Raw genomic sequence first — 21,376 nt, 5'->3', positions numbered from 1 at the left:
CAGCTGGCCAGTGGGTAAGTGTATAGAAAGCCTTTTCAGCTTTTCAACTGAAAGCTTCACCCTGTACCCGGTTTGCCACCTGCCTATAAATTAAGTTGCAGCTTTATAACGGATTTTAGACAGCTCGTATGACATTTTTTTGAAGCGATCCGTCACAATTTAGCTCATGTACATCCCGCCGTTCACCGGGATTGTAGCCCCAGTCACGTATGCCGCACCGTCGGATGCCAGGAAAGCGACCACATTCGCGATCTCTTGAGCCTGGCCCAGACGGCCCAGCGGAATCTGCGTCAGCAAGCCTTCACGCTGTGCTTCCGGCAGTTCGCGGGTCATATCGGTGTCGATGAACCCTGGGGCCACCGAGTTGACCGTAATCGACCGCGAACCGACTTCACGCGCCAATGCACGGCTGAAACCTTCCAGGCCGGCCTTGGCGGCTGCATAGTTTACTTGGCCTGCGTTGCCCATGGCACCCACTACGGAGCCAATATTGATAATTCGACCCCAACGGGCCTTGGTCATGCCGCGCAAAACCCCCTTGGACAGGCGAAACAGACTGTTCAGGTTGGTATCGACCACGTCGTACCATTCGTCGTCTTTCATGCGCATCATCAGGTTATCGCGGGTGATACCGGCGTTGTTCACCAGAATTGCCGGCGCACCGAACTGTGCGGTGATCTCGGCCAGTACGGCAGCCACGGACTCATCGCTGGTCACGTTCAGCTCAAGGCCGGTGCCTTGAACGCCGTTTTCCTTCAGGGTCGCGGCGATACGCTCGGCGCCCGAAGCAGAAGTGGCGGTGCCGATCACGACGGCGCCCTGACGGCCCAGTTCCAGGGCGATGGCCTGGCCAATGCCACGGCTCGCGCCGGTAACCAGTGCAACTTTACCTTGCAGACTCATGCAGGCTTCTCCTAAGTTCGGGGATCAGGCCAGCGCCGCACGAGCGGCAGCGAAGGCATCCGGGGTATTGAGGTTGGCAGTCGACACGCCGTCGGCGCAGCGTTTGTTCAGGCCAGCCAGGACTTTGCCCGGGCCGCACTCGACCAGCTCGGTGGCGCCATTGGCGGCCAGGGTCTGGACCGACTCGACCCAGCGCACAGGCTTGTAGAGTTGCTCCAGCAGGTCGCGCTTGAGGGTGTCGAGGTCGGCGGCCACGGCTGCGCTGACGTTCTGCACCAGCGGGATCTGTGGCGCCTGCCAGTTGATGGCAGCAATGGACTCGGCAAAACGCTCGGCAGCCGGGCGCATCAGCTCGCAGTGTGACGGCACGCTCACCGGCAACGGCAATGCACGCTTGGCACCCCGCGCCTTGCAGCCTTCGATGGCACGCTCGACGGCCGCCCTGGCACCGGCGATCACCACCTGGCCTGGGGAGTTGAAGTTTACCGCGCTGACCACTTCGCCCTGGGCCGCTTCGGCGCAGGCTTCGATCACGACGGCATCGTACAGCCCCAGGATAGCGGCCATGCCGCCCTGCCCGGCCGGAACGGCTTCCTGCATCAGCTGTCCACGACGCTCGACCAGCTTGACCGCTTCAGCAAGGGTCAGGCTGCCCGCCGCCACCAGGGCGCTGTATTCGCCCAGGCTATGACCGGCCACGAAAGCCGGACGCGCACCGCCTTCGGCCAACCACAAGCGCCACAGGGCTATCGAAGCGGTCAGGATGGCTGGCTGGGTTTTATCGGTTTGATTGAGCTGCTCTTCCGGCCCCTGTTGGGTCAGCGCCCACAGGTCGTAACCCAGGGCCTCGGAAGCTTCCTTGAACGTGTCCAGGATCAGCGGGTATTGCGCGCCCAGCTCGGCCAACATGCCGAGGGACTGCGAACCCTGCCCTGGAAAGACGAATGCGAGGGATGTAGACATGTAACAAGCCCCTAATGATCTGGTCGTCGGAAATGGTCGCTCCTCGGTGGGAGCGCACGAAACTGACAGATTGGATGGTCAATTGAACTGGCCGGTCACATTTAAGCATTCCCCGGCCGATTCGCCTAAGGCAACAGGTCCTCGAGACGGCCGTGCAAGCGTTGCGGCAGGTTTTCCTGGATCTCGATCACCGCCCGCGCAATCGCACTCTGGAAGCCTTCGACCCCGGCCGAACCGTGGCTTTTCACCACGATGCCCTGCAACCCCAGGAAGCTCGCACCATTATGCCGCGCCGGGGCCAGATCGGCCTGCAGGCGACGCATCAACGGCAGCGCCAGGGCGCCCACCAGGCGCGATACCAGGTTACGCCTGAACAAGGCCTCGATACGCGAGGCGATCATGGTCGCCAGGCCTTCACTGGACTTGAGCAGGATATTGCCGACAAACCCGTCGCACACCACCACATCCGCCTCGCCTCGGTACAACCCATCACCCTCGACAAATCCGATGTAGTTCAGGCCTCGCGCACCTTGCAGCAAGGTGGCGGCAAGCTTGACCTGCTGGTTGCCCTTGATGTCTTCGGTGCCGATATTCAGCAAGGCCACCCGCGGCCGGGCCACGCCCAGCGCTTCGGCGGCCACCGAGCCCATCACGGCAAACTGGAACAGGTGCTCGGCACTGCAATCGACGTTCGCCCCCAGGTCCAGCAACTGGCAATAGCCCTTCTGCGTCGGAATCGCCGCCACCATTGCCGGCCGATCAATGCCAGGCAGCGTCTTGAGCACATGCCGCGACAACGCCATCAGGGCGCCGGTGTTGCCGGCACTGACACAGGCTTGCACCTTGCCATCACGCAGCAGCTCCAAGGCCACCCGCATCGACGAGTCAGGCTTGCCACGCAGGGCTGTCGCCGGTTTCTCATCCATGGTGATGGTTTCGCTGGCTGGCGTAATCGTCAGGCGCGCGCGATCCACCGCCGGATGGCTGGCAATCAATTCTTCAAGGAGGGAGGGTTGACCGACGAGGGTCAGATGCAGCGAGGGCGTGGCAGACAGGCTGGCAATGCAGGCCTGAACAATGCTGCGGGGACCGAAGTCCCCGCCCATTGCGTCAATCGCGATGACTTGAGCAGACAAGTGATTACTCGTCAGCGCCCTTGTCGATCACTTTACGGCCACGGTATACGCCTTCTGGCGATACGTGGTGACGCAGGTGAATTTCACCGGTGGTTTTTTCTACAGACAGAGTGCTTGCCGTCAGGGCATCGTGGGAACGACGCATGTCACGGGCAGAGCGGGATTTTTTGTTCTGCTGAACAGCCATAATTGATTAACTCCTAAACGTTTGGGTCACGCTTTAACTGCGCCAATACACTGAACGGGTTGGACCGCGTTACCTCGTCCTCGCTCGGTTCGGACTCGTCATCGAGACCCGCCGGCTGCTGGCATTCTTCCGGATGATGAGCAGGCACAATGGGCAAGGCGAGCAGAAGCTCCTCCTCGATCAGTGCATGCAGATCCAAAGGATCTTCGCCCAGTTCCAGCACGTCATAACCTTTCGGCAACGACTGGGTATTCGCACCCTCCTTTACCACAGCATAACTGCACTCGCTGTGAATCGGCAGGGTGACCAGCTCAAGACAACGCTGGCAAACCATTTTGACCTCGGTGTCGATAAAACTGTGAATTACCACAGATTTACGTTCATCTCGTTCAAAAACGAATTTGGCCTGCACCGTACCGACAGTGTCGGAAAGCGGGTCGCAGAGTCTCTCCAAATCGGCCAGCAGCAACTCACCTTGAAGGGAAGTGCCACGATCAGCCAATTTGCGCGGGTCAACGTGAGGTGGAATCGGGTCATTCAACATAGGCGCAGCATTATAGGGATGCACCCAGCCATGTCAAAGGAAATTCAGCCCTGTGCGTCGGCCGGTCGCCCCGCTAGAATCGGCGGCTGCCTTGAGGAGACGTATATGCTGCCTTTATTACTCGCTTCCAGCTCGGTTTATCGCCGGGAATTGCTCAGCCGCCTGCACCTGCCATTCATCTGCAGCTCGCCGGATATCGACGAAAGCCATGCTGCACATGAGTCCGCCATCGAACTGGTCAAGCGCCTGGCCGAAGCAAAGGCCCGCGCCCTCGCCGCCAGCCACCCGGGACACCTGATCATCGGCTCAGACCAGGTCGCCGCGCTGAAAGGCCGCATCATCGGCAAGCCTCACACCTTCGAAAATGCGCGCGAGCAGTTATTGGCCGCCAGTGGCAAGCGTGTCAGCTTCCTCACCGGCCTGGCCCTGTTGAACAGCGAGACGGGGCACTGCCAGGTCGACTGCGTGCCCTTTACCGTGCACATGCGCGAGCTGGATGCAGCGCGCATCGAGCGCTACCTGCGGATCGAGCAGCCGTATGACTGCGCGGGCAGCTTCAAGGCGGAAGGATTGGGCGTGAGCTTGTTCCAAAGCACCGAAGGGCCGGACGCAACCAGCCTGGTCGGCTTACCGCTGATTCGGCTGGTGGATATGCTACTCAGCGAGGGCGTGCAAATCCCTTAAGAACACAACCAAATGTGGGAGGCGGCTTGCCCCCTCCGACATTTATCCATACTGACTAAAATCTCAGCGCAGCGCCGGGCCCTGGAAGCCCATGTACAGCGCCAGCTTCTCAGCCACGCTGGCGCCGAGCTTCTTGGAGAAACGATCAAACGGCGACTCTTCAACGGTGAAGTCCACCAGTTCTTTCTCGCCGACCACATCCCGCGCTACCGAACTGGCACTGCCCAAACCATCGATCAGCCCCAGCGGCAATGCTTGCTCGCCCGACCACACCAACCCGGAGAACAACTCCGGGTGATCTTTGTCCTTCAGGCGATCCCCACGCCCCTGCTTCACGCTGGCGATGAACTGGCGATGGGTAGTGTCGAGCACGCCTTGCCAGAACTGGGTTTCATCGGCCTTTTGCGGCTGGAACGGATCAAGGAACGACTTGTGCTCGCCCGAAGTGTAGGTGCGGCGTTCAACACCCAGCTTCTCCATCGCGCCAACAAACCCGTAACCGGCCGCGGTCACGCCGATGGAGCCCACCAGGCTGGCCTTGTCGGCGTAGATCTGGTCAGCGGCACTGGCAATGTAATAGGCACCCGAAGCCCCCAAATCGGAAATCACCGCGTACAGCTTGATATCCGGGTGCAGGCCGCGCAGGCGGCGAATCTCGTCATACACATAACCCGATTGCACCGGGCTGCCGCCTGGGCTGTTGATGCGCAGGATCACGCCCTTGACCTTGGGGTCTTCAAACGCGGCACGCAGACTGCTGACGATATTGTCGGCGCTGGCAGGTTCCTTGTCGGCAATCACCCCCCGCACTTCGATCAACGCGGTGTAGTTGGCGCCACGGGTCGCGCTCTTTTCCATGTCCATCAGCGGGCTGAACAGCGCCAGCATGAGCAACAGGTAAGTGAAGGTCAGCAACTTGAAGAAAATCCCCCAGCGCCGCGCACGGCGTTGCTCCTGGACACTGGCCAGCAGCGTCTTCTCCAGCAGTTTCCAGCTCTTGTCGTCACCGCTTTCAGCCTTTTCAGGCGCTTTCCACTCGTCACTCATGCCATCAACCCCAGCAAAGACTTATTGGGCCCGACCGAGCCAGGCCTGCAATTCAGAAAAATGATCAATCGTGACCCTCGGCTCGTATTGCTGCAACGCCTCGGGGGACTGGGCGCCATAGCTGACTGCCACGCTGTCCATGCCGGCGTTGCGCGCCATCATCAGGTCGAAGGAAGCATCACCTACCATCAGCGCCTCACGCGGCGACACACCGCAATGGGCAAGGATCTGCTCCAACATCAGAGGGTGAGGTTTGCTGGCGGTTTCATCTGCGGCACGGGTGATGTCGAAATAATCTTCAAAACCGTGGGCACTGAGCACCCGATCCAGGCCGCGACGGGCCTTGCCGGTGGCGACGGCCAGGTGATAGCCCTCGGCGCGAAAAGCCTCCAGCGACTGCGCCACACCCTCGAACAACGGCGAAGGTGTGGCTTCCAGCGCAATGTAGTGATCCGCGTAATGCTCGCGGAACGTCACCAGTTCAGCGTCGCTGATCTCGGGGTACAAGGTGCGGATCGCCTCAGGCAAGCCCAGGCCGATAATGCCTTTGACCGCCAGGTCAGTGCACAACTCGAAGCCCGAGCGGGTCGAAGCCCTGTGCATCGACTCGACAATCCGACCGATGGAGTTACACAGGGTGCCGTCCCAATCGAAAATCAGCAGCTTGTAGTCAAGGTGCGACACTCAAACGCTCCACGGTCTTGGCCCACATCTCATCGACCGGCGCCTGCAGCTTCAGCTCGCCGCCGTCAGGCAGCGGCACGGTGAGCATGTAGGCGTGCAGGAACAGGCGCTTGCCGCCCAGGTCGCGGATTTCCTTGGAAAAACCCTCGTCGCCGTACTTGGTATCACCGGCGATGCAGTGACCGGCGTGCAGGGTGTGCACACGAATCTGGTGGGTACGCCCCGTCACCGGCTTGGCCTCGACCATGGTGGCGAAATCACCAAAGCGACGCAGCACCTTGAACAGGGTCAGGGCTTCCTTGCCCTCCTCGTCCACTTCGACCATGCGCTCGCCGGAGCGCAGGTTGCTCTTCTGCAACGGCGCGCGGACGCTCTTGATCGAGCTGGCCCAGTTGCCGCGCACCAGCGCCATGTAGCGCTTGTCCACGCCATCGCCGCGCAGGGCGGTGTGCAGGTGGCGCAACATGCTGCGTTTCTTGGCGATCATCAACAGGCCGGAGGTGTCGCGGTCCAGGCGGTGAACCAGTTCCAGCTCCTTGCAATCCGGGCGCAGCTGACGGAAGGCTTCGATCACGCCGAAATTCAGGCCGCTGCCACCGTGAACCGCAATACCGCAGGGCTTGTTGATCACAATCAGCTTGTTATCTTCGAAGACAATCGATGCCTCAAGGCGCTGCAACAGGCCCTGGGCCAATGGCACGGGCTCATCGCGCTCAGGTACGCGCACGGGCGGCACACGGACAATATCGCCCGCCTGCAACTTGTACTCAGGCTTGATGCGGCCCTTGTTCACGCGCACTTCGCCTTTGCGCAAGATGCGGTAGATCAAGGTCTTGGGCACACCCTTGAGCCTGGCCAGGAGAAAATTATCGATGCGTTGGCCGGCATATTCCGGCGAGACCTCGAGCAGCTGGACGCTGGGGGTCTGGGGGGCGGTAGTCGTCATGGCGGCGATGATAACAATTTTTTATGGAATTGAAGCACTTAATCATTACTGCTATAGTCGCGAACGCCGCCAAAAGCGGCCTGGGCAGAGGACTAGCGGCAAACTGCCGGCCCTGACCATCGCAATTCATCAGGACGCGAGGCCGTCCTACGGGGCTTTCGCCACCCTGGAAGGCTCGAGATTGTAACAAGCGCAGGTGACATGAGGCCTGAAGCGAGTGCAGAAAGCAGAGTGAATACTCGCGTTCTGCGCCGATATTTACGGCCAGTTCACAAAGTGCAGTCAGTCTTGAGCCGGACCACGGCGAATGCTTCGGAAACAACGCCTGTTAAGAGCTGAGTGTGAGCGCAGTCGCCCACATTCAGTCTTGTTTAGCCATGAGCGTGGACTCCCCATTGGAGAACACGGTAAATGCCAACCCGCTGCGGATTCTGCGCGCGGCAGCACCCGAATTATCAGGGATACGTGTAGGGTGGAGATGCACAACCGTCGGACCGTGTAGCACTAGGCTTATATTTAGACGCTTCATCTCGTCCACAGTCGCCGGTTGATTCCTCCTCCTGACCTTAGCTTTTGTTGAAGTGGTGCCTTTGTCACCACCGCTAACAAGCAGGACGCGTCCGTCGCGATACCGGCCCAATTGGCCGATTTTGCTGGACACTGGAGTGGCCAACCACTCTTGACGCACCTGACACCGACCGTGAGAAGTCGTGTGTGCCGAACGCCGTTTCCGGCAGCCCGGAAACCGACGGTACAACATGAAAAGAATGCTGATTAACGCAACTCAACCCGAAGAGTTGCGTGTTGCACTGGTAGATGGCCAACGCCTCTACGACCTGGACATCGAATCCGGTGCACGCGAGCAAAAGAAGGCCAACATCTATAAAGGCCGTATTACTCGCATCGAACCAAGCCTTGAGGCTGCCTTTGTCGATTTCGGCTCCGAGCGCCACGGCTTCCTGCCCCTCAAAGAAATCTCCCGCGAATACTTCAAGAAATCCCCCGAAGGCCGCGTAAACATCAAGGACGTCCTGAGCGAAGGCCAGGAAGTCATCGTTCAGGTCGAAAAAGAAGAACGTGGCAACAAGGGCGCCGCCCTGACCACCTTCATCAGCCTGGCCGGCCGTTACCTCGTGCTGATGCCGAACAACCCACGTGCCGGCGGCATCTCCCGTCGCATCGAAGGCGAAGAGCGCAACGAACTGCGTGAAGCGTTGAACGGCCTGATCGCACCGGCCGACATGGGCCTGATCGTGCGCACTGCCGGCCTGGGCCGCAGCAGCGAAGAAATGCAGTGGGACCTCGACTACCTGCTGCAACTGTGGACCGCCATCAAAGAAGCCTCCCTGGATCGTTCCGCGCCGTTCCTGATCTACCAGGAAAGCAACGTGATCATCCGCGCCATCCGCGATTACCTGCGCCAGGACATCGGCGAAGTGCTGATCGACAGCGTCGAAGCCCAGGACGAAGCCCTGACCTTCATCCGCCAGGTGATGCCGCAGTACGCCAGCAAGATCAAGCTGTACGAAGACAGCGTGCCGCTGTTCAATCGTTTCCAGATCGAAAGCCAGATCGAGACCGCTTTCCAGCGTGTGGTCGAACTGCCTTCCGGCGGCTCCATCGTGATCGACCCGACCGAAGCCCTGGTGTCCATCGACATCAACTCGGCGCGCGCCACGAAGGGTAGCGACATCGAAGAAACCGCCCTGCAGACCAACCTGGAAGCGGCTGAAGAAATCGCCCGCCAGCTGCGCCTGCGTGACATCGGCGGCCTGATCGTGATCGACTTCATCGACATGACCCCCGCCAAGAACCAGCGCGCCGTGGAAGAGAAAGTCCGCGAATGCCTGGAAGCCGACCGCGCCCGCGTACAGGTCGGCCGCATCTCGCGCTTCGGCTTGCTGGAAATGTCCCGTCAGCGCCTGCGTCCATCCCTGGGCGAGAGCAGCGGCATCGTCTGCCCGCGTTGCAACGGCACCGGCATCATCCGTGACGTTGAATCGCTGTCCCTGGCGATCCTGCGCCTGATCGAAGAAGAAGCCCTGAAAGACCGCACCGCCGAAGTCCGCGCACAAGTGCCGATCCCGGTTGCCGCTTTCCTGCTCAACGAAAAACGCAACTCGATCACCAAGATCGAACTGCGCACCCGTGCTCGTATCGTGATCCTGCCGAACGATCACCTCGAGACGCCGCACTTCGAAGTACAGCGCCTGCGTGACGACAGCCCGGAAGCCCACAGCGGCCAGTCCAGCTACGAAATCGCTGCCGCCGCCGCCGAAGTGGAAGAAGTCCAGCCAGCCGCCGCGACCCGCACCCTGGTGCGCCAGGAAGCCGCCGTGAAAACCGCGCCAGCCCGTGCCAACGCACCGGTGCCGGTTGAAGCCGCTGCCCCGGTTGCCGCACCGGCCGCCCTGCCTGAGCCGAGCCTGTTCAAGGGCCTGGTGAAGTCGCTGGTCAGCCTGTTCGCCACCAAGGAAGAGCCTGCGGCACCGGTCGTGGTTGAAAAACCTGCGACCGAACGCCCAGCACGCAACGAAGAGCGTCGCAACGGTCGCCAGCAGAGCCGTAACCGCAACGGTCGCCGTGACGAAGAGCGCAAGCCGCGTGAAGAACGTGCGCCTCGCGAAGAACGCGCACCACGTGAAGAGCGTGCACCTCGCGAAGCGCGTGAAGAAACCCCGGCCGTAGCCCGTGAAGAACGTGCACCGCGTGAAGAGCGCGCACCGCGTACCCCACGTGCGCCGCGTGAAGATCGCAAGCCGCGTGGCGAGCGTGAAGAACGCGTGCGTGAACTGCGCGAGCCATTGGATGCCGCCCCTGCCGTTGCAGGTGTTGCAGCCACTGCCGCTGAAGAGCGCCCAGCTCGCCAGCCGCGTGAAGAGCGTGCACCGCGTGAAGAGCGTCAGCCGCGCCCACCGCGTGAAGAGCGTCAACCACGTGCCGAGCAAGCCGCTGCCGCCAGCGAAGAAGAAGTACTGGCCGGCGAAGAGCAATTGCAGGAAGACGGCCAGGACAACGCCGAAGGCGATCGTCCACGCCGCCGCTCCCGTGGCCAGCGTCGTCGCAGCAACCGCCGTGAGCGTCAGCGTGATGCCAATGGCAATGTGATCGAAGGCTCGGAAGAGGCCGGCGAGAACGCAGAAGCCGCCACCCACGAACCGACCGGTGCCGAACTGGCTGCCGGCCTGGCCGTTACCGCAGCGGTTGCCAGCTCGGTGATCAGCGCACCGGCTGAAGCCCAGGCGCATGAACAGGCTGAACGCGCGACTGCCACTGTTGAAGAAACCGCTGCTGTAGAAGCGCCAGTTACCGAGACCCCAGTGGTTGAAGCACCGGTCGTTGAAGCAACTACCCCTGTCGAAGCCCCAGTGGTTCCGGAAGTGGAAGTGGCACCGATCCGCGACGCCCAGCCAGAAACCGAAGTGGTTGCAGTTGAAGCCGCTCCGGTTGTTGAGCCTCAGCCAGTAGTTGAAGCCGCCGCTGAAGCCCCGGCTGTCGAAGAAGCTGCCCCGGCAGTGCGTGAAGTTCGCGAAGAACAGACCGCCTTCCAGTGGACTGCCGAACCTGCCGCCCCGGTTGAAGCACCAGCGCCTGCACCGGTGGTAGAAGAAGCGCCTGCGCCGGTTGCCGAAGCAGTGGTTGCCGAGCCTGCGCCAGCCGTCGAGTCTGCACCGGTGGTTGTTGAAGCACCGGTGGTAGCCGAAGTCGAAGCACCCGTGGTAGAAGCGGCACCGGCCAGCGCCCTGACCGAAAACGGCCGTGCGCCGAACGACCCACGTGAAGTGCGTCGTCGCCGCAAGGAAGCTGAGGCAGCTGCCGCCGCTGCTGCTGCCGCTCCAGCCGTAGTCGAAGCTGTCGAGGCGCCAGCCCCGGTTGCTGAAACCGTGGTTGAGCACACTGCTGCTGAAGCAGTGGTAGAGCACAAGGCCCTGGAAGAAGAACACGAGCCTAAACCCCTCGCCTGATTCCATCCGCCACTAAAAAGCCCCGCCTGAGTGATCAGGCGGGGCTTTTTTATAGATCTCGAAAACAACGAAGATCAAATTTAGTCTGGGTTAAAAATTAACCGTTTCGGCAGATCCACATCCCACAGAACACCCGCATCTTCCACCTGCACTTCCCGCACCCGGGCACGTGCGAACAATGGCTTGCCTCCACGATCCCCGGTCAGCGCCATCAGGTCCGGACCAAAAGCGCGACCAAAGGCCACTGGATGCCCATAGTCACCCGCCTGCACCGGCACGCTGATGCCATCCTCCTCCAGCACGTCAATCACCCGTTCAATGCTCGATGATTGGATAAACGGCATATCCCCCAACACCACCAGCCAGCCATCCGCCGAGGCACTGGCCGCGACGGCTGCGGCGATGCTCTCGCCCATGCCGGCTGACTGCAACAGTAAGACCTGGCAGCCATACACTTCGGCCAACCGAATGACCTCCGTGCGATCCGGCGAGGTCACCAGCCAGCGCGCCACCAGGCGATCCGGCAAATTCACCAATACCTGCTCGATCACCGGACGCATCACCCCATCACGGCCCAGGCAATCGGCCAGCAACTTATCCTGGTCAGCCCCCGCTTCGGCTCGGAACCGGCTGCCCTGCCCCGCCGCCAAGACAATCGCCGTCACCATTACTCAGCAACCACCGGCAGGGGCTTTTTCTGCATCGGCGCCACGCCGTTCTTGATCGCGACAATTTCCGCCATCAACGACAAGGCGATCTCCGCCGGCGTATGGCTACCGATATGCAGGCCAATCGGCCCATGTAAACGCGCAATCGCATCCGTCGACAAACCCAGCGCCGCCAGGTTCTCGCGACGCGTCTGGCTATTGACCCGCGAACCCAGCGCACCGATGTAGAAGGCACTGGAGTTCAGCGCCGTCAGCAACGCCATATCATCAAGGCGCGGATCATGGGTCAGGCAGACAATGGCCGTGCGCTCGTCGGTCTGGATATTCAGCACCGCCTCATCAGGCATACCCGGCACGAAGCGGCCGTGCTGCTCTTCCCAGCCGTAGACAAACTCGCTACGCGGATCGCATATCAGTACTTCGAAATCCAGCAGGCGCGCCATTTCCGCCACGTAGCGCGACAGTTGCCCGGCACCGATCAACAGCAGGCGCCAGCGCGGGCCGTAGATAGCCCGCAGGCGTTCGCCATCGAAGGTGACCACATCGGTCTTGTTCGCACTGCTCAACGTGACTTCGCCGGAGACCAGGTCCAGTTCCCGCGCGACAATTTCATGCGCCTCGCAACGCTCCAGCAACTGCGCGACCCAGGCCCAGTCTTGCACCCGCTCCTCGGTCAAGCGCAGGGTGCCGCCGCATGGCAGGCCGAAACGCGCCGCCTCGTCGCGCGTCACGCCGTAGGTCACCAACTGCACCGGCGGCCCGTCGTGCGTCAGACGGCCATCCTGCAAGCGGGCGATCAAGTCGTCCTCGATGCAACCGCCGGACACCGAGCCGATCACCACGCCATCCCCCCGCAACGCCAACATGGCGCCCGGTGGACGCGGCGCGCTGCCCCACGTCTGCACAACGCTATACAACACCACCTGCTGCCCGGCGCGGCGCCATTCGAGCACGCTGCGCAGGACATTTAAATCAACACTGTCCATATATCCTCCTGCCAGTCTGCGTTTGGAACATGCCGCGTAGCGCGAATTTCATCAGTCGCTGACTCTAAGTGAAAATATTGCAAAAAAGTAATCCCCCACAAACGCAAACGCCCCGAACCAGTCGGGGCGTTTGCGGATAGCTGTCAGCGTGGGTTCACGCCATCAGCGGCTTACTTGATCACCGGTGCAGGGCCTTCGGCCACGCCCAGGTCATCTTCTTCACGGGTGTCGGAGATACTGCGACCACCGGAAGCCAACTCGCTTTGCAGTTGGTCGGTGTCCAGTTCCTTGACCCACTTGGCCACAACGAGGGTGGCAACGGCGTTACCCACCAGGTTGGTCAGTGCACGGGCTTCGGACATGAAGCGGTCGATACCCAGGATCAGCGCCAGGCCGGCAACCGGCAGGTGGCCGACAGCCGACAGGGTGGCTGCCAGTACGATAAAGCCGCTACCGGTCACGCCAGCAGCACCTTTGGAGGACAGCAGCAGCACCAGCAGCAGGGTGATCTGGTGGGTGATGTCCATGTGGGTGTCAGTCGCCTGGGCGATGAACACGGCCGCCATGGTCAGGTAGATCGAGGTACCGTCGAGGTTGAACGAGTAGCCGGTCGGGATTACCAGGCCGACTACGGATTTCTTCGCGCCCAGACGCTCCATCTTGATCAGCATGCGTGGCAGTGCGGACTCAGAGGAAGAAGTACCCAGTACGATCAACAGTTCTTCACGGATGTAGCGGATCAGTTTGATCACGCTGAAACCGTGGGCGCGGCAGATACCGCCCAGCACCACCAGCACGAACAGCAGGCAAGTGATGTAGAAGCAGATCATCAACTGGCCCAACTGCACCAGGGAACCTACACCGTAGGCCCCGATGGTGAACGCCATGGCGCCCAGGGCACCGATTGGTGCGAGCTTCATGATCATGTTGATGATGTTGAACATCACGTGGGCGAAGCGATCGATGAAGTCCAGCACCGGCTTGCCGTAGGCACCCAGGCGATGCAGGGCGAAACCGAAGATCACCGAGAACATCAGCACTTGCAGGATGTCGCCGTTGGCGAAGGCGCCGACGATGGTGTTCGGGATCACATTGAGGATAAAGCCAACGATGCTCTGGTCTTTACCGGCAGTGACGTAGGCCGCCACTTTGGAGGCGTCCAGGGTTGCCACGTCGATGTGCATGCCGGCGCCCGGTTGCACGACGTTCACCACGATCAGGCCGATCAGCAGTGCGATGGTGGAAACGATTTCGAAGTACAGCAGCGCGTAGCCACCGGTTTTGCCGACCGATTTCATGCTTTGCATGCCGGCGATGCCGCTGACAACGGTGCAGAAGATGATCGGGGCAATGACCATTTTGATCAGCTTGATGAAGCCGTCACCCAGTGGCTTGAGCGCCACACCGGTCTGCGGGTAGAAGTGACCGAGCAAAATACCGATAACGATTGCAACGATCACCTGGAAATACAGGGATTTGTAGATTGGCTGACGAGTCGTCATTGCAGAGTTCCTCAATCGTCCCGTGTGGCAAATATCCGCCATTGCCCACGACACTTGAATTGCGAACCCTCCTGCACTGGAGGGATTTGTTGTTTGCGAAGCCTGTAGCACCAGGCCTGCGCTGTAATCCTTATCGCAAACGCCGTGCCACTTTGCTGAAAACCCCTGGGGGCCTTAAGACATCAGGGCTGCGGATTTCAAAGCCCCCTCCGAAGAGCCGAATCGGCTGGCGGATTTCCGCCGCACTGCCCAATCCCGTCCTACAATTTGGCGGATATCCGCCTTGTTGCCCTGCCGGGTGATGACTACCATCCGCCCTTCCATGGACGAGGGCCCCGCATGCGTGAACGTACCATCGCCAGCCATTACGCCCGGGCAGCCCTGGGCGGTGCGCGTCGAACCGGTTACGACTATTCGGGCCTGTTGCAACAGCTGGGCATCACCCCGGAACTGTTGACCGAACCTCGCGCCCGCATTGCGCCCGAGCAATTCACCCGGCTGCTGCAAATGCTCTGGCTGGCACTGGACGATGAGTACCTGGGGTTCGCCGACGGCCCGAGCAAACGCGGCACCTTCGCCATGATGTGCCATGCGCTGATCCACTGCCGCACCCTGGAGAAGGCTCTGGAACGCGGCTTATTATTTTATAGCCTATTCCCACAAGGCCCGCGCTGGCAGCTGACACGAGAAGGCGAAATGGCCCGCCTGAGCCTGGATGATTCTCACCTGTGGGACCCGGATCACTTCCTCAGCGAATGCCTGCTGGTGATCTGGCACCGCCTGGGCAGTTGGCTGATCGGCCAGCGCATTCGTTTGCACCAGGCCACGTTCAGCTACCCGATGCCGGCCCACGCCGCTGAATATGACCTGCTGTTCCCCTGCGCCCAGGTGTTCGGTGCCCCGCACAGCAGCCTGGTGTTTCCCGCCCGCTACCTGAGCCTGCCATTGTTGCAGGACGAACGTACCCTAAAGCATTTCCTTGAGCGTTCCCCCGCCGACCTGCTGTCACGCCCGGATGAAGGCGACAGTTTGAGCAGCCAGCTGCGACGCTTGTTGAGCCGCGACCGCACGCCTTGGCCAGACCTGGAGGCCATCGCCCAGCACTTGCACGTCAGCCCGCAAACCCTGCGCCGACATTTGCGCGAAGAAGGCACCAGCTTTCAGGCGCTTAAGGATGAATTGCGGCGGGACATCGCCATCTACCACCTGGGGCGGGCGGATTTGTCCTTGCAGGCGATCGCCGAGCAGCTGGGGTTCTCCGAACCGTCGGCGTTTCATCGGGCGTTCAAGAAGTGGACGGGACTGACACCGGGGGCCTATCGGGCGCAGGAGAATTAGAGGGGTGTTGTTTGTGAGGGCCTCATCGGGGTGCAAGCCCCCGATAGGCATAAGTATCTACACAACTTCAGCAGGATAACGCGTAGCAGGGGGCTCGGCTCAAGATGTGTAGATACTTATGCCCCGACAGGGCCAGCCCAGCCACTGAAGATCACACAGACGGAAAGTGAATCTTGAACGCCGCCCCACCCAGCGGCGAATCCCCCAGGGTCAGTCGTGCGCCGTAGCTTTCTATGATGTCCTTGACCACCGCCAACCCGATCCCCTGCCCCGGATGCTGACGGTCCAGGCGCTCGCCCCGTTGCAGAATCCGTGCACGCTGGTCCGGCGGCACCCCGGGGCCGTCGTCCTCGATGCACAACTCGAGCCCTTCGGAATTTTCCACCAGGCTGACGCGCACTTCACTCAGGCACAACCGATAGGCGTTTTCCAGCAGGTTGCCGAGCAATTCAAGCAGGGCGCCCTTCTCGATCGGTACATCGCATTCGTCCGGCAGTTCAAAGGACACCGCGACGCCCTTGTCGCGGTAGACCTTGCCCAGGGTATCGCAGAGGCTTTGCACTACCGGTTCCAGGCGCACCTGATGGCGCACCAGGCCGCTTTTGCGCAGGCTGGCACGCTGCAGCTGGTAGCCGATCTGCTGGCTCATGCGTTCGATCTGGGATTGCAGCACCCAGGCCTGGTCGCGATCTTCCGGACGTTGCGCCATGTCTTCGCTCACGCTTTGCAACACGGCGAGTGGCGTTTTCAGGCTGTGGGCCAGGTCATCGAGGGAGTCGCGGTAACGTGCCCGTTGTTCGCGCTCGCTGTGCAGCAGGCGGTTAAGGGAGCCGGTGAGACGCAGCAATTCGCGAGGGTGTTGCTCGGAGAGGCTTTCGCGGGTACCGCCTTCGATCTGGTCAAGCTCCTGGCTCAATCGCCGCAGGGCCTGCAGACCCCAGGTCAGGCCCAGCCACAGCAAGGTCAGCAGCACCAGCAGTGCCGCGCCGAAGCCCAGGTAGAGGTTTTCGCGCAGGCCTTCGAGGGTCAATTGGTATTCGCGCACCGGTTGCAGGGCCACGATACTGAACGCCGCACTCTTGCCGCCGAGCAGCCTGACCTCGACGTCATAGACGAAGAACTCCTGCCCGTCGGCCTCGCGAATCCGCGCAAACTCATTGCCGCGCCCGTCATAGCGCGGCTTGTAGTTGATGTTTTCGTCCCGGGTGGCCCGCGAACGCCACACCAGGTGGCCTTCGCGGTCATAGATATAGCCGAGCAACCGGCTATCGGTGAGGTTGAAGCGTTCATCCGGCAACTGCGCCGGCATCAGCAGGCGATTGTTTTCCACCCGCGCGGCGGAGATCAGGGTGGTGACGTCCGACGCCAGGCGCTGCTCGATGGAATCCTGCAATGCCAGGCTGAACGCGCCCTGCATGGCGGGCAACAGGCCCAGCATAAACAGCACGGCCAGGGTGGCGGCCGCCAGCATCAAGCGCACACGGAGCGAGCGAATCAACGGCAGCGCTCATTGAACAGGTAGCCCAGGCCACGCACGGTGTCGATCGGCTTGAACCCCGCCGGGCCTTCCAGCTTGCGGCGCAGGCGGCCGACCAGCACTTCAATCACATTCGGATCGCGCTCATCGTCGTCGGGGTAGAGCTGCTCCATCAGGCGGTCCTTGGCGACGACCTGCTGGTGATGGCGCATCAGGTATTCGAGGATGCGATATTCATAGGCGGTCAATGCCAGGGGCTGTTCATCGAGGGACGCCTGCTTGCGGTTGAGGTCCAGCAGCAAGGGCCCGGCGACGATGGTCGACTGGGTAAACCCGCTGGAGCGGCGCAGCAAGGCGTTCATCCGCGCCTCCAGCTCTTCGAACTGGAACGGCTTGACCACATAGTCGTCGGCCCCGGCGGCCAGGCCTTCGACCTTGTCCTGCCAGTTGCCGCGCGCGGTGAGGATCAGGATCGGAAAGGTCTTGGCCTGGCTGCGCAGTTGGCGGATCAGGTCCAGGCCGCCCATGCCGGGCAGGCCCAGGTCGATGATCGCCAGGTCATGGTTGAATTGACCGGTCTGGTACAGGGCCTCTTCGGCATTGGCCACGGCCTCGACCACGTGGCCGCTGTCGGTCAGGCGGGTAAACAGGTGATGGCGCAACAGCGCCTCATCTTCCACCACCAGCAATTTCATAAGGCTCTCCAAAGCAAATCAACTGTCCGACAGAGGGATATCATAGCGGCCCTGCAGGTCTTGCGGGCGCAGTTTAATACCGTTGAACCGGCCGCTCAGGTGTTCATAGCCGGCGCGATAGCTCGGCTGCGGGGTGGCCTGGCCAAGGGACTGCCCCCAGGGCGTGGGCTGACTGCCAGCATCTTCGATGCTGACGCGCTGCATCAAGATGCTGGACTTCTTGGTTTTCTCACGACCGAATGCGGCAAAGGCACCATCGGAGGCCTGAACCCCGACGGTGGCACTGAGCATGGTTAAGGCCAACATCAGCTTCTTGATCGCAGTCATGGTGTTACCTCATTACGCGTTTGGCTGTGAGGCCAGACTACGCAAGCGCCCCTGAACTCCCCCTGAACAGGCTTTGAACCTCGCCTGAATCACGGCGGGCTATCCTCTTGCCCATCAACTCGGCAAAATACCGCCCATGACGCCCCTACCCGCTTGCTGCACCCCACTCGACGCCCATTGGCCGCTGCCCGACCCCTTGCCGGGCACGGTGTTTCTCAGCACCCGGTTCGATCCTGCATTGCTGGCACCTGGCGACTTCCAGCATTGCGCCGTGCCGCCACCGGCGAGTATCCAGCGTTCGGTGGCCAAGCGTCAGGCCGAGTTTCTCGCCGGCCGCCTGTGCGCGCGCGCGGCCCTGCAACAGCTCGATCAGATCAACTGCATCCCGGCGATCGGCGAAGACCGCGCACCGGTGTGGCCCGCCCACATCAGCGGTTCCATTACCCACAGCACCGGGCATGCCGCCGCGATTGTCGGGCACAAGGCGCAATGGCGTGGGTTGGGGATGGACCTGGAGAACCTGCTGAGCCTGGAACGGGCGGAGCGCCTGGCCGGGGAAATTCTGACGGTGCAAGAGCTGCAGCGTATGGCTGATGTGCCGCGAGAACAGATCGCCTTGCTGGTGACGCTGACGTTTTCGGTCAAGGAGAGTTTGTTCAAGGCGCTCTACCCGATCGTGCAGAAGCGCTTTTATTTTGAACATGCCGAGGTGGTGGAGTGGTCAGAGGCCGGGCATGTGCGCTTGCGCTTGCTCACCGACCTGTCCAGCGAGTGGTGCCACGGCAAGGAACTATCGGCGCAATACTCAGTGAATGATGGCCAACTGTTGAGCCTGGTAGCCGTAGCAGCTGTCGAGCCTTAGCGAGGCTGCGCCACGCGCAACTCGACGTTAGATCGGTAGCGCGGCCGACGCAGCCTCGCTTGCGCTCGGCAGCTGCTACGGATTTGCTCGGCGTGGGATAAGACGTCAGGGTTTGTCTTGATCTCTGGGCCAACTCAGGCTGAAGCAGGCGCCGCCCAGGTTGTTGCTCTTGCTGATCAACGCTCGCCCGCCGTGCCAATAAATGATGCGCCGCACAATCGACAACCCCAGGCCATGCCCGCCCGAGGCACGGGTGCGGCTGTCATCCAGGCGCAGGAACGGCGTGAAGATACGCTCCCAGGCACTTTCCGGGACACCGGGCCCGTCGTCCTCCACATCGATGCGACAGCGCACCTGGCCCACCTGATAACTGATCAACACCTGGCCCTGGGCGTGGCGCATGGCGTTGCTCACCAGGTTTTGCAGGGCGCGGTGCAAGTAGCGCGGTTCGGCATCGACCCAAGCGTCATCCCAATGTGCCGACGACAGGCAAATCCCCCTGGCCACAGTCACTTGCGGGCGCAGTGGCGATAATTCGCCGATCACTTGATCAAGCAGCGCATCGAGATCGACCCGTTGGAAAATCAACGCCGGCGCACCCTGCTCAAGCCTTGCGTAGGTGAGCATTTCATCCACCAGGCCGTCTAGGTCCTGGATATCACTGTCCATGCCTTCCAGGTACTTGCGCCGCGCTTCAGGCGTGGCGGCGTCGCCGATCATCTCCAGGCCGAAGCGCAGGCGTGCCACCGGTGTTCGCAGTTCATGGGACACCGCGCGCACCAGTTCGCGCTGGATTGCCAGCAGTTGCTGCAGGTGCTCGGCCATGCCATTAAAGGCCGCCGCCAGGCGCCCCACCGAGTCGGCACCCCGGGCCGGCACACGCACCTCGAGGTTGCCTTTGGCGATGCGCGTGGCGGCGGCTTCCAGGCCTCGGAGCCGGCGCTCAAGCTGACGCACCAATAGATAGACAATCAGGCCGATCAGGGTCAGGCCGATCAAGGCGATCAGGACCAGCCATTGCGCCGGGTACGGGCTCATCTGGTACAGCGGGCCGAGCTCCAGCACCCAGGGCGTGCCGACCATGCCGGCAAACACGCGGATCGAATCGCCGCCCTTGCCCAGGGCCATGACCGTATCGCCCTCCGATACACGGCGGCGTTGGTCGTCGTCCATATCGGCCTGATCCAAGGTCATCAGGTGCATTTCGAAACCAAAGCCCTTGGCTTCCTTTATATCCGCCAGCCGTTGCGGCTGCTCGGCCACGGGGAAGCGCACCAGTTCATCGGCCAGCAGGTAAATGGTCGCGCGGGCCAGTTGCTCGCTGATCTGCTGCACCTCCCCCGTCAGCACCCACTGTTCCTTATCGCTGACCAGGCGCAGCACCCGGGCGGCATGGGGGCCGGTCTGCTCCACCAGCACCTGGCCGCGTTGCAGGCGGGTGCGCTGGCTGAGGTCCAGTTGGGCATCGGTGAGGCCGCGCAATTCCAGGGGGATGCCGAGCAAACGTTCCCACACGGCCAGGGCGCGCTGGCGTTCGATGGGGCTCATGGGCTGCAGGTTATCGCCCATCAAGGCAAAGGTGCCATGGGCCAGGCGCTCGCGGTATTGGCCGCTGCGCACCTCGTTGAGCAGATGCAGGGCCAACACGCCGAGCAGCGCCACCAGAATCAGCGCCGCGCACATGCCGCCATAGATACGCAGGAAGATCGAGTTCACAACGGCATATCGGCAGCGGCTTCAGGGACGAACAGATAGCCTTTGCTGCGGATGGTCTTGATCAGCCGTGGGTGGATCGGGTCATCGCCGATTTTCGGGCGAATCCGTGAGATGCGCACATCAATGGAGCGGTCCTGGCCGTCGTAGCCTATGCCGCGCAGGGCGATAAAGATTTCTTCGCGGGACAGGATGCGCCCGGCATTCGCCACCAGCAGCCACAGCAGGTCGAACTCGGCACTGGTCAAATCGATACCGTCACCCTGCAGCCAGGCTTCGCGCAGGGCGTTGTCCACCAGCAGCGGGCCGAATTGCAGGCGGCGCTGGCTTTCCACGCTGGCGGGTTCGGCCGGCTCACTGCGGCGCAACAGGGCCTGGATACGCGCGAGCAACAGGCGCGGGCGCACGGGTTTGCACACGTAGTCGTCGGCGCCCATGTCCAGGCCGAGCACTTGGTCCATGTCGTCGGTGCGGGCGGTGAGCATCAGGATCACGCCGTCGTAGCGTTCGCGCACTTTGCGGCAAATGCTCAGGCCGTCTTCGCCGGGCAGCATCAGGTCGAGAATCACCAGGTCCGGTTGCTCGGCGAGGATCCGCGCCGCAGCCAGGGCGCCATCACCTTCCACGGAAACCCGCAGGCCGTTGCTTTCCAGGTAATCGCGGGTCAACTCGGCGAGTCGCTCGTCGTCCTCGACGATCAGGATGTGCCAGGCTTCTTGCTCCACGGGTGATCCTCGTTGTTATAAAGG

20 protein-coding genes are annotated in these 21,376 nt (G+C 61.7%); 4 read left to right on the top strand and 16 right to left on the bottom strand.

All coding sequences use genetic code 11. The annotated features are described in order from the left end of the window. Nucleotides 1–159: 159 nt before the first annotated feature. The 5 genes from fabG to Q8X51_RS27730 form a co-directional block, all read right to left on the bottom strand. Nucleotides 160–903, bottom strand: a complete 744-nt coding sequence (gene fabG / locus Q8X51_RS27750) for a 3-oxoacyl-ACP reductase FabG (RefSeq protein ID WP_065926164.1) — start codon at nucleotides 901–903, stop codon at nucleotides 160–162. Nucleotides 904–927: 24 nt separating this feature from the next. Further along, entirely contained in the window at nucleotides 928–1,866 is a 939-nt protein-coding gene (gene fabD, locus Q8X51_RS27745; protein WP_407694776.1) for an ACP S-malonyltransferase, read from the bottom strand. Nucleotides 1,867–1,991: 125 nt separating this feature from the next. Next, nucleotides 1,992–3,002 carry a phosphate acyltransferase PlsX gene (gene plsX / locus Q8X51_RS27740; protein ID WP_074847485.1) on the bottom strand — a complete coding sequence of 337 codons (1,011 nt, stop codon included), beginning with the start codon at nucleotides 3,000–3,002 and terminating at the stop codon, nucleotides 1,992–1,994. 4 nt (nucleotides 3,003–3,006) lie between these two features. Then, a complete protein-coding gene (gene rpmF / locus Q8X51_RS27735) occupies nucleotides 3,007–3,189 on the bottom strand; it encodes a 50S ribosomal protein L32 (protein ID WP_008152339.1) in 183 nt (60 codons plus the stop codon). 13 nt (nucleotides 3,190–3,202) lie between these two features. Continuing rightward, nucleotides 3,203–3,733 (bottom strand): YceD family protein, encoded by a 531-nt coding sequence (locus Q8X51_RS27730; RefSeq protein ID WP_027607804.1) that lies wholly within the window; start codon nucleotides 3,731–3,733, stop codon nucleotides 3,203–3,205. Between the two features lie 105 nt (nucleotides 3,734–3,838). On the opposite strand from Q8X51_RS27730, the gene Q8X51_RS27725 reads away from it, so the two are divergent. Beyond that, nucleotides 3,839–4,417 (top strand): Maf family protein, encoded by a 579-nt coding sequence (locus Q8X51_RS27725; RefSeq protein ID WP_065926167.1) that lies wholly within the window; start codon nucleotides 3,839–3,841, stop codon nucleotides 4,415–4,417. Nucleotides 4,418–4,480: 63 nt separating this feature from the next. On the opposite strand, the gene Q8X51_RS27720 is transcribed toward Q8X51_RS27725, so the two are convergent. The 3 genes from Q8X51_RS27720 to rluC are packed head-to-tail and all read right to left on the bottom strand — an operon-like array spanning nucleotide 4,481 to nucleotide 7,094. Next, nucleotides 4,481–5,464 (bottom strand): S49 family peptidase, encoded by a 984-nt coding sequence (locus Q8X51_RS27720; protein WP_074847486.1) that lies wholly within the window; start codon nucleotides 5,462–5,464, stop codon nucleotides 4,481–4,483. A gap of 21 nt (nucleotides 5,465–5,485) precedes the next feature. After that, nucleotides 5,486–6,148, bottom strand: a complete 663-nt coding sequence (locus tag Q8X51_RS27715) for an HAD-IA family hydrolase (RefSeq protein WP_074847487.1) — start codon at nucleotides 6,146–6,148, stop codon at nucleotides 5,486–5,488. Further along, nucleotides 6,135–7,094, bottom strand: coding sequence for a 23S rRNA pseudouridine(955/2504/2580) synthase RluC (gene rluC / locus Q8X51_RS27710; protein WP_053140114.1), 960 nt, complete (start codon nucleotides 7,092–7,094; stop codon nucleotides 6,135–6,137). The genes Q8X51_RS27715 and rluC overlap by 14 nt, the downstream gene beginning before the upstream one ends. Nucleotides 7,095–7,861: 767 nt before the next feature. Here rluC and rne point away from each other — a divergent pair. Beyond that, on the top strand, nucleotides 7,862–11,059 hold the full coding sequence (rne, locus tag Q8X51_RS27705; protein ID WP_083381384.1) for a ribonuclease E: 3,198 nt from the start codon (nucleotides 7,862–7,864) through the stop codon (nucleotides 11,057–11,059). A gap of 80 nt (nucleotides 11,060–11,139) precedes the next feature. Here rne and Q8X51_RS27700 read toward each other — a convergent pair whose 3' ends face one another. The 3 genes from Q8X51_RS27700 to Q8X51_RS27690 form a co-directional block, all read right to left on the bottom strand. After that, nucleotides 11,140–11,727: a nucleotidyltransferase family protein gene (locus tag Q8X51_RS27700; protein WP_407694775.1), complete on the bottom strand. Its 588-nt coding sequence runs from the start codon at nucleotides 11,725–11,727 to the stop codon at nucleotides 11,140–11,142. Then, nucleotides 11,727–12,713, bottom strand: coding sequence for an XdhC family protein (locus Q8X51_RS27695; RefSeq protein WP_315872378.1), 987 nt, complete (start codon nucleotides 12,711–12,713; stop codon nucleotides 11,727–11,729). Before Q8X51_RS27695 ends, Q8X51_RS27700 begins: the two co-directional genes overlap by 1 nt. Before the next feature lie 170 nt (nucleotides 12,714–12,883). Beyond that, the gene (locus tag Q8X51_RS27690; protein WP_074847492.1) at nucleotides 12,884–14,215 is read right to left on the bottom strand and encodes a dicarboxylate/amino acid:cation symporter; all 1,332 of its coding nucleotides are present in this window, start codon (nucleotides 14,213–14,215) and stop codon (nucleotides 12,884–12,886) included. A gap of 339 nt (nucleotides 14,216–14,554) precedes the next feature. On the opposite strand from Q8X51_RS27690, the gene Q8X51_RS27685 reads away from it, so the two are divergent. Next, nucleotides 14,555–15,553: an AraC family transcriptional regulator gene (locus tag Q8X51_RS27685; RefSeq protein WP_407694774.1), complete on the top strand. Its 999-nt coding sequence runs from the start codon at nucleotides 14,555–14,557 to the stop codon at nucleotides 15,551–15,553. Nucleotides 15,554–15,704: 151 nt separating this feature from the next. Here the strand turns inward: Q8X51_RS27685 and Q8X51_RS27680 are convergent, their stop codons facing one another. Genes Q8X51_RS27680 through Q8X51_RS27670 form a run of 3 tightly spaced genes read right to left on the bottom strand, consistent with a single transcriptional unit; the run spans nucleotide 15,705 to nucleotide 18,052 of the window. Further along, complete coding sequence (locus tag Q8X51_RS27680; RefSeq protein WP_065926175.1) at nucleotides 15,705–17,051, bottom strand: ATP-binding protein; 1,347 nt, start codon at nucleotides 17,049–17,051, stop codon at nucleotides 15,705–15,707. Then, the gene (locus Q8X51_RS27675) at nucleotides 17,048–17,725 is read right to left on the bottom strand and encodes a response regulator (RefSeq protein ID WP_017138377.1); all 678 of its coding nucleotides are present in this window, start codon (nucleotides 17,723–17,725) and stop codon (nucleotides 17,048–17,050) included. The genes Q8X51_RS27680 and Q8X51_RS27675 overlap by 4 nt, the downstream gene beginning before the upstream one ends. A gap of 18 nt (nucleotides 17,726–17,743) precedes the next feature. Further along, complete coding sequence (locus Q8X51_RS27670; RefSeq protein WP_065926176.1) at nucleotides 17,744–18,052, bottom strand: hypothetical protein; 309 nt, start codon at nucleotides 18,050–18,052, stop codon at nucleotides 17,744–17,746. A 136-nt stretch (nucleotides 18,053–18,188) separates the two neighbouring features. Between Q8X51_RS27670 and Q8X51_RS27665 the strand changes: the two genes are divergently transcribed. Then, entirely contained in the window at nucleotides 18,189–18,914 is a 726-nt protein-coding gene (locus Q8X51_RS27665) for a 4'-phosphopantetheinyl transferase family protein (RefSeq protein ID WP_065926177.1), read from the top strand. A gap of 105 nt (nucleotides 18,915–19,019) precedes the next feature. Here the strand turns inward: Q8X51_RS27665 and Q8X51_RS27660 are convergent, their stop codons facing one another. Then, a complete protein-coding gene (locus Q8X51_RS27660) occupies nucleotides 19,020–20,630 on the bottom strand; it encodes an ATP-binding protein (RefSeq protein WP_065926178.1) in 1,611 nt (536 codons plus the stop codon). Continuing rightward, on the bottom strand, nucleotides 20,627–21,352 hold the full coding sequence (locus Q8X51_RS27655) for a response regulator (protein WP_407694773.1): 726 nt from the start codon (nucleotides 21,350–21,352) through the stop codon (nucleotides 20,627–20,629). The genes Q8X51_RS27660 and Q8X51_RS27655 overlap by 4 nt, the downstream gene beginning before the upstream one ends. Nucleotides 21,353–21,376 lie beyond the last annotated feature (24 nt).

The sequence above is a fragment of the Pseudomonas sp. Yb2C2 genome, assembly GCF_052112325.1.
Lineage (GTDB): Bacteria > Pseudomonadota > Gammaproteobacteria > Pseudomonadales > Pseudomonadaceae > Aquipseudomonas > Aquipseudomonas marginalis.
Note: the sequence above shows the minus strand (reverse complement) of the source record. Positions and strands in the feature narration are given on the sequence as shown.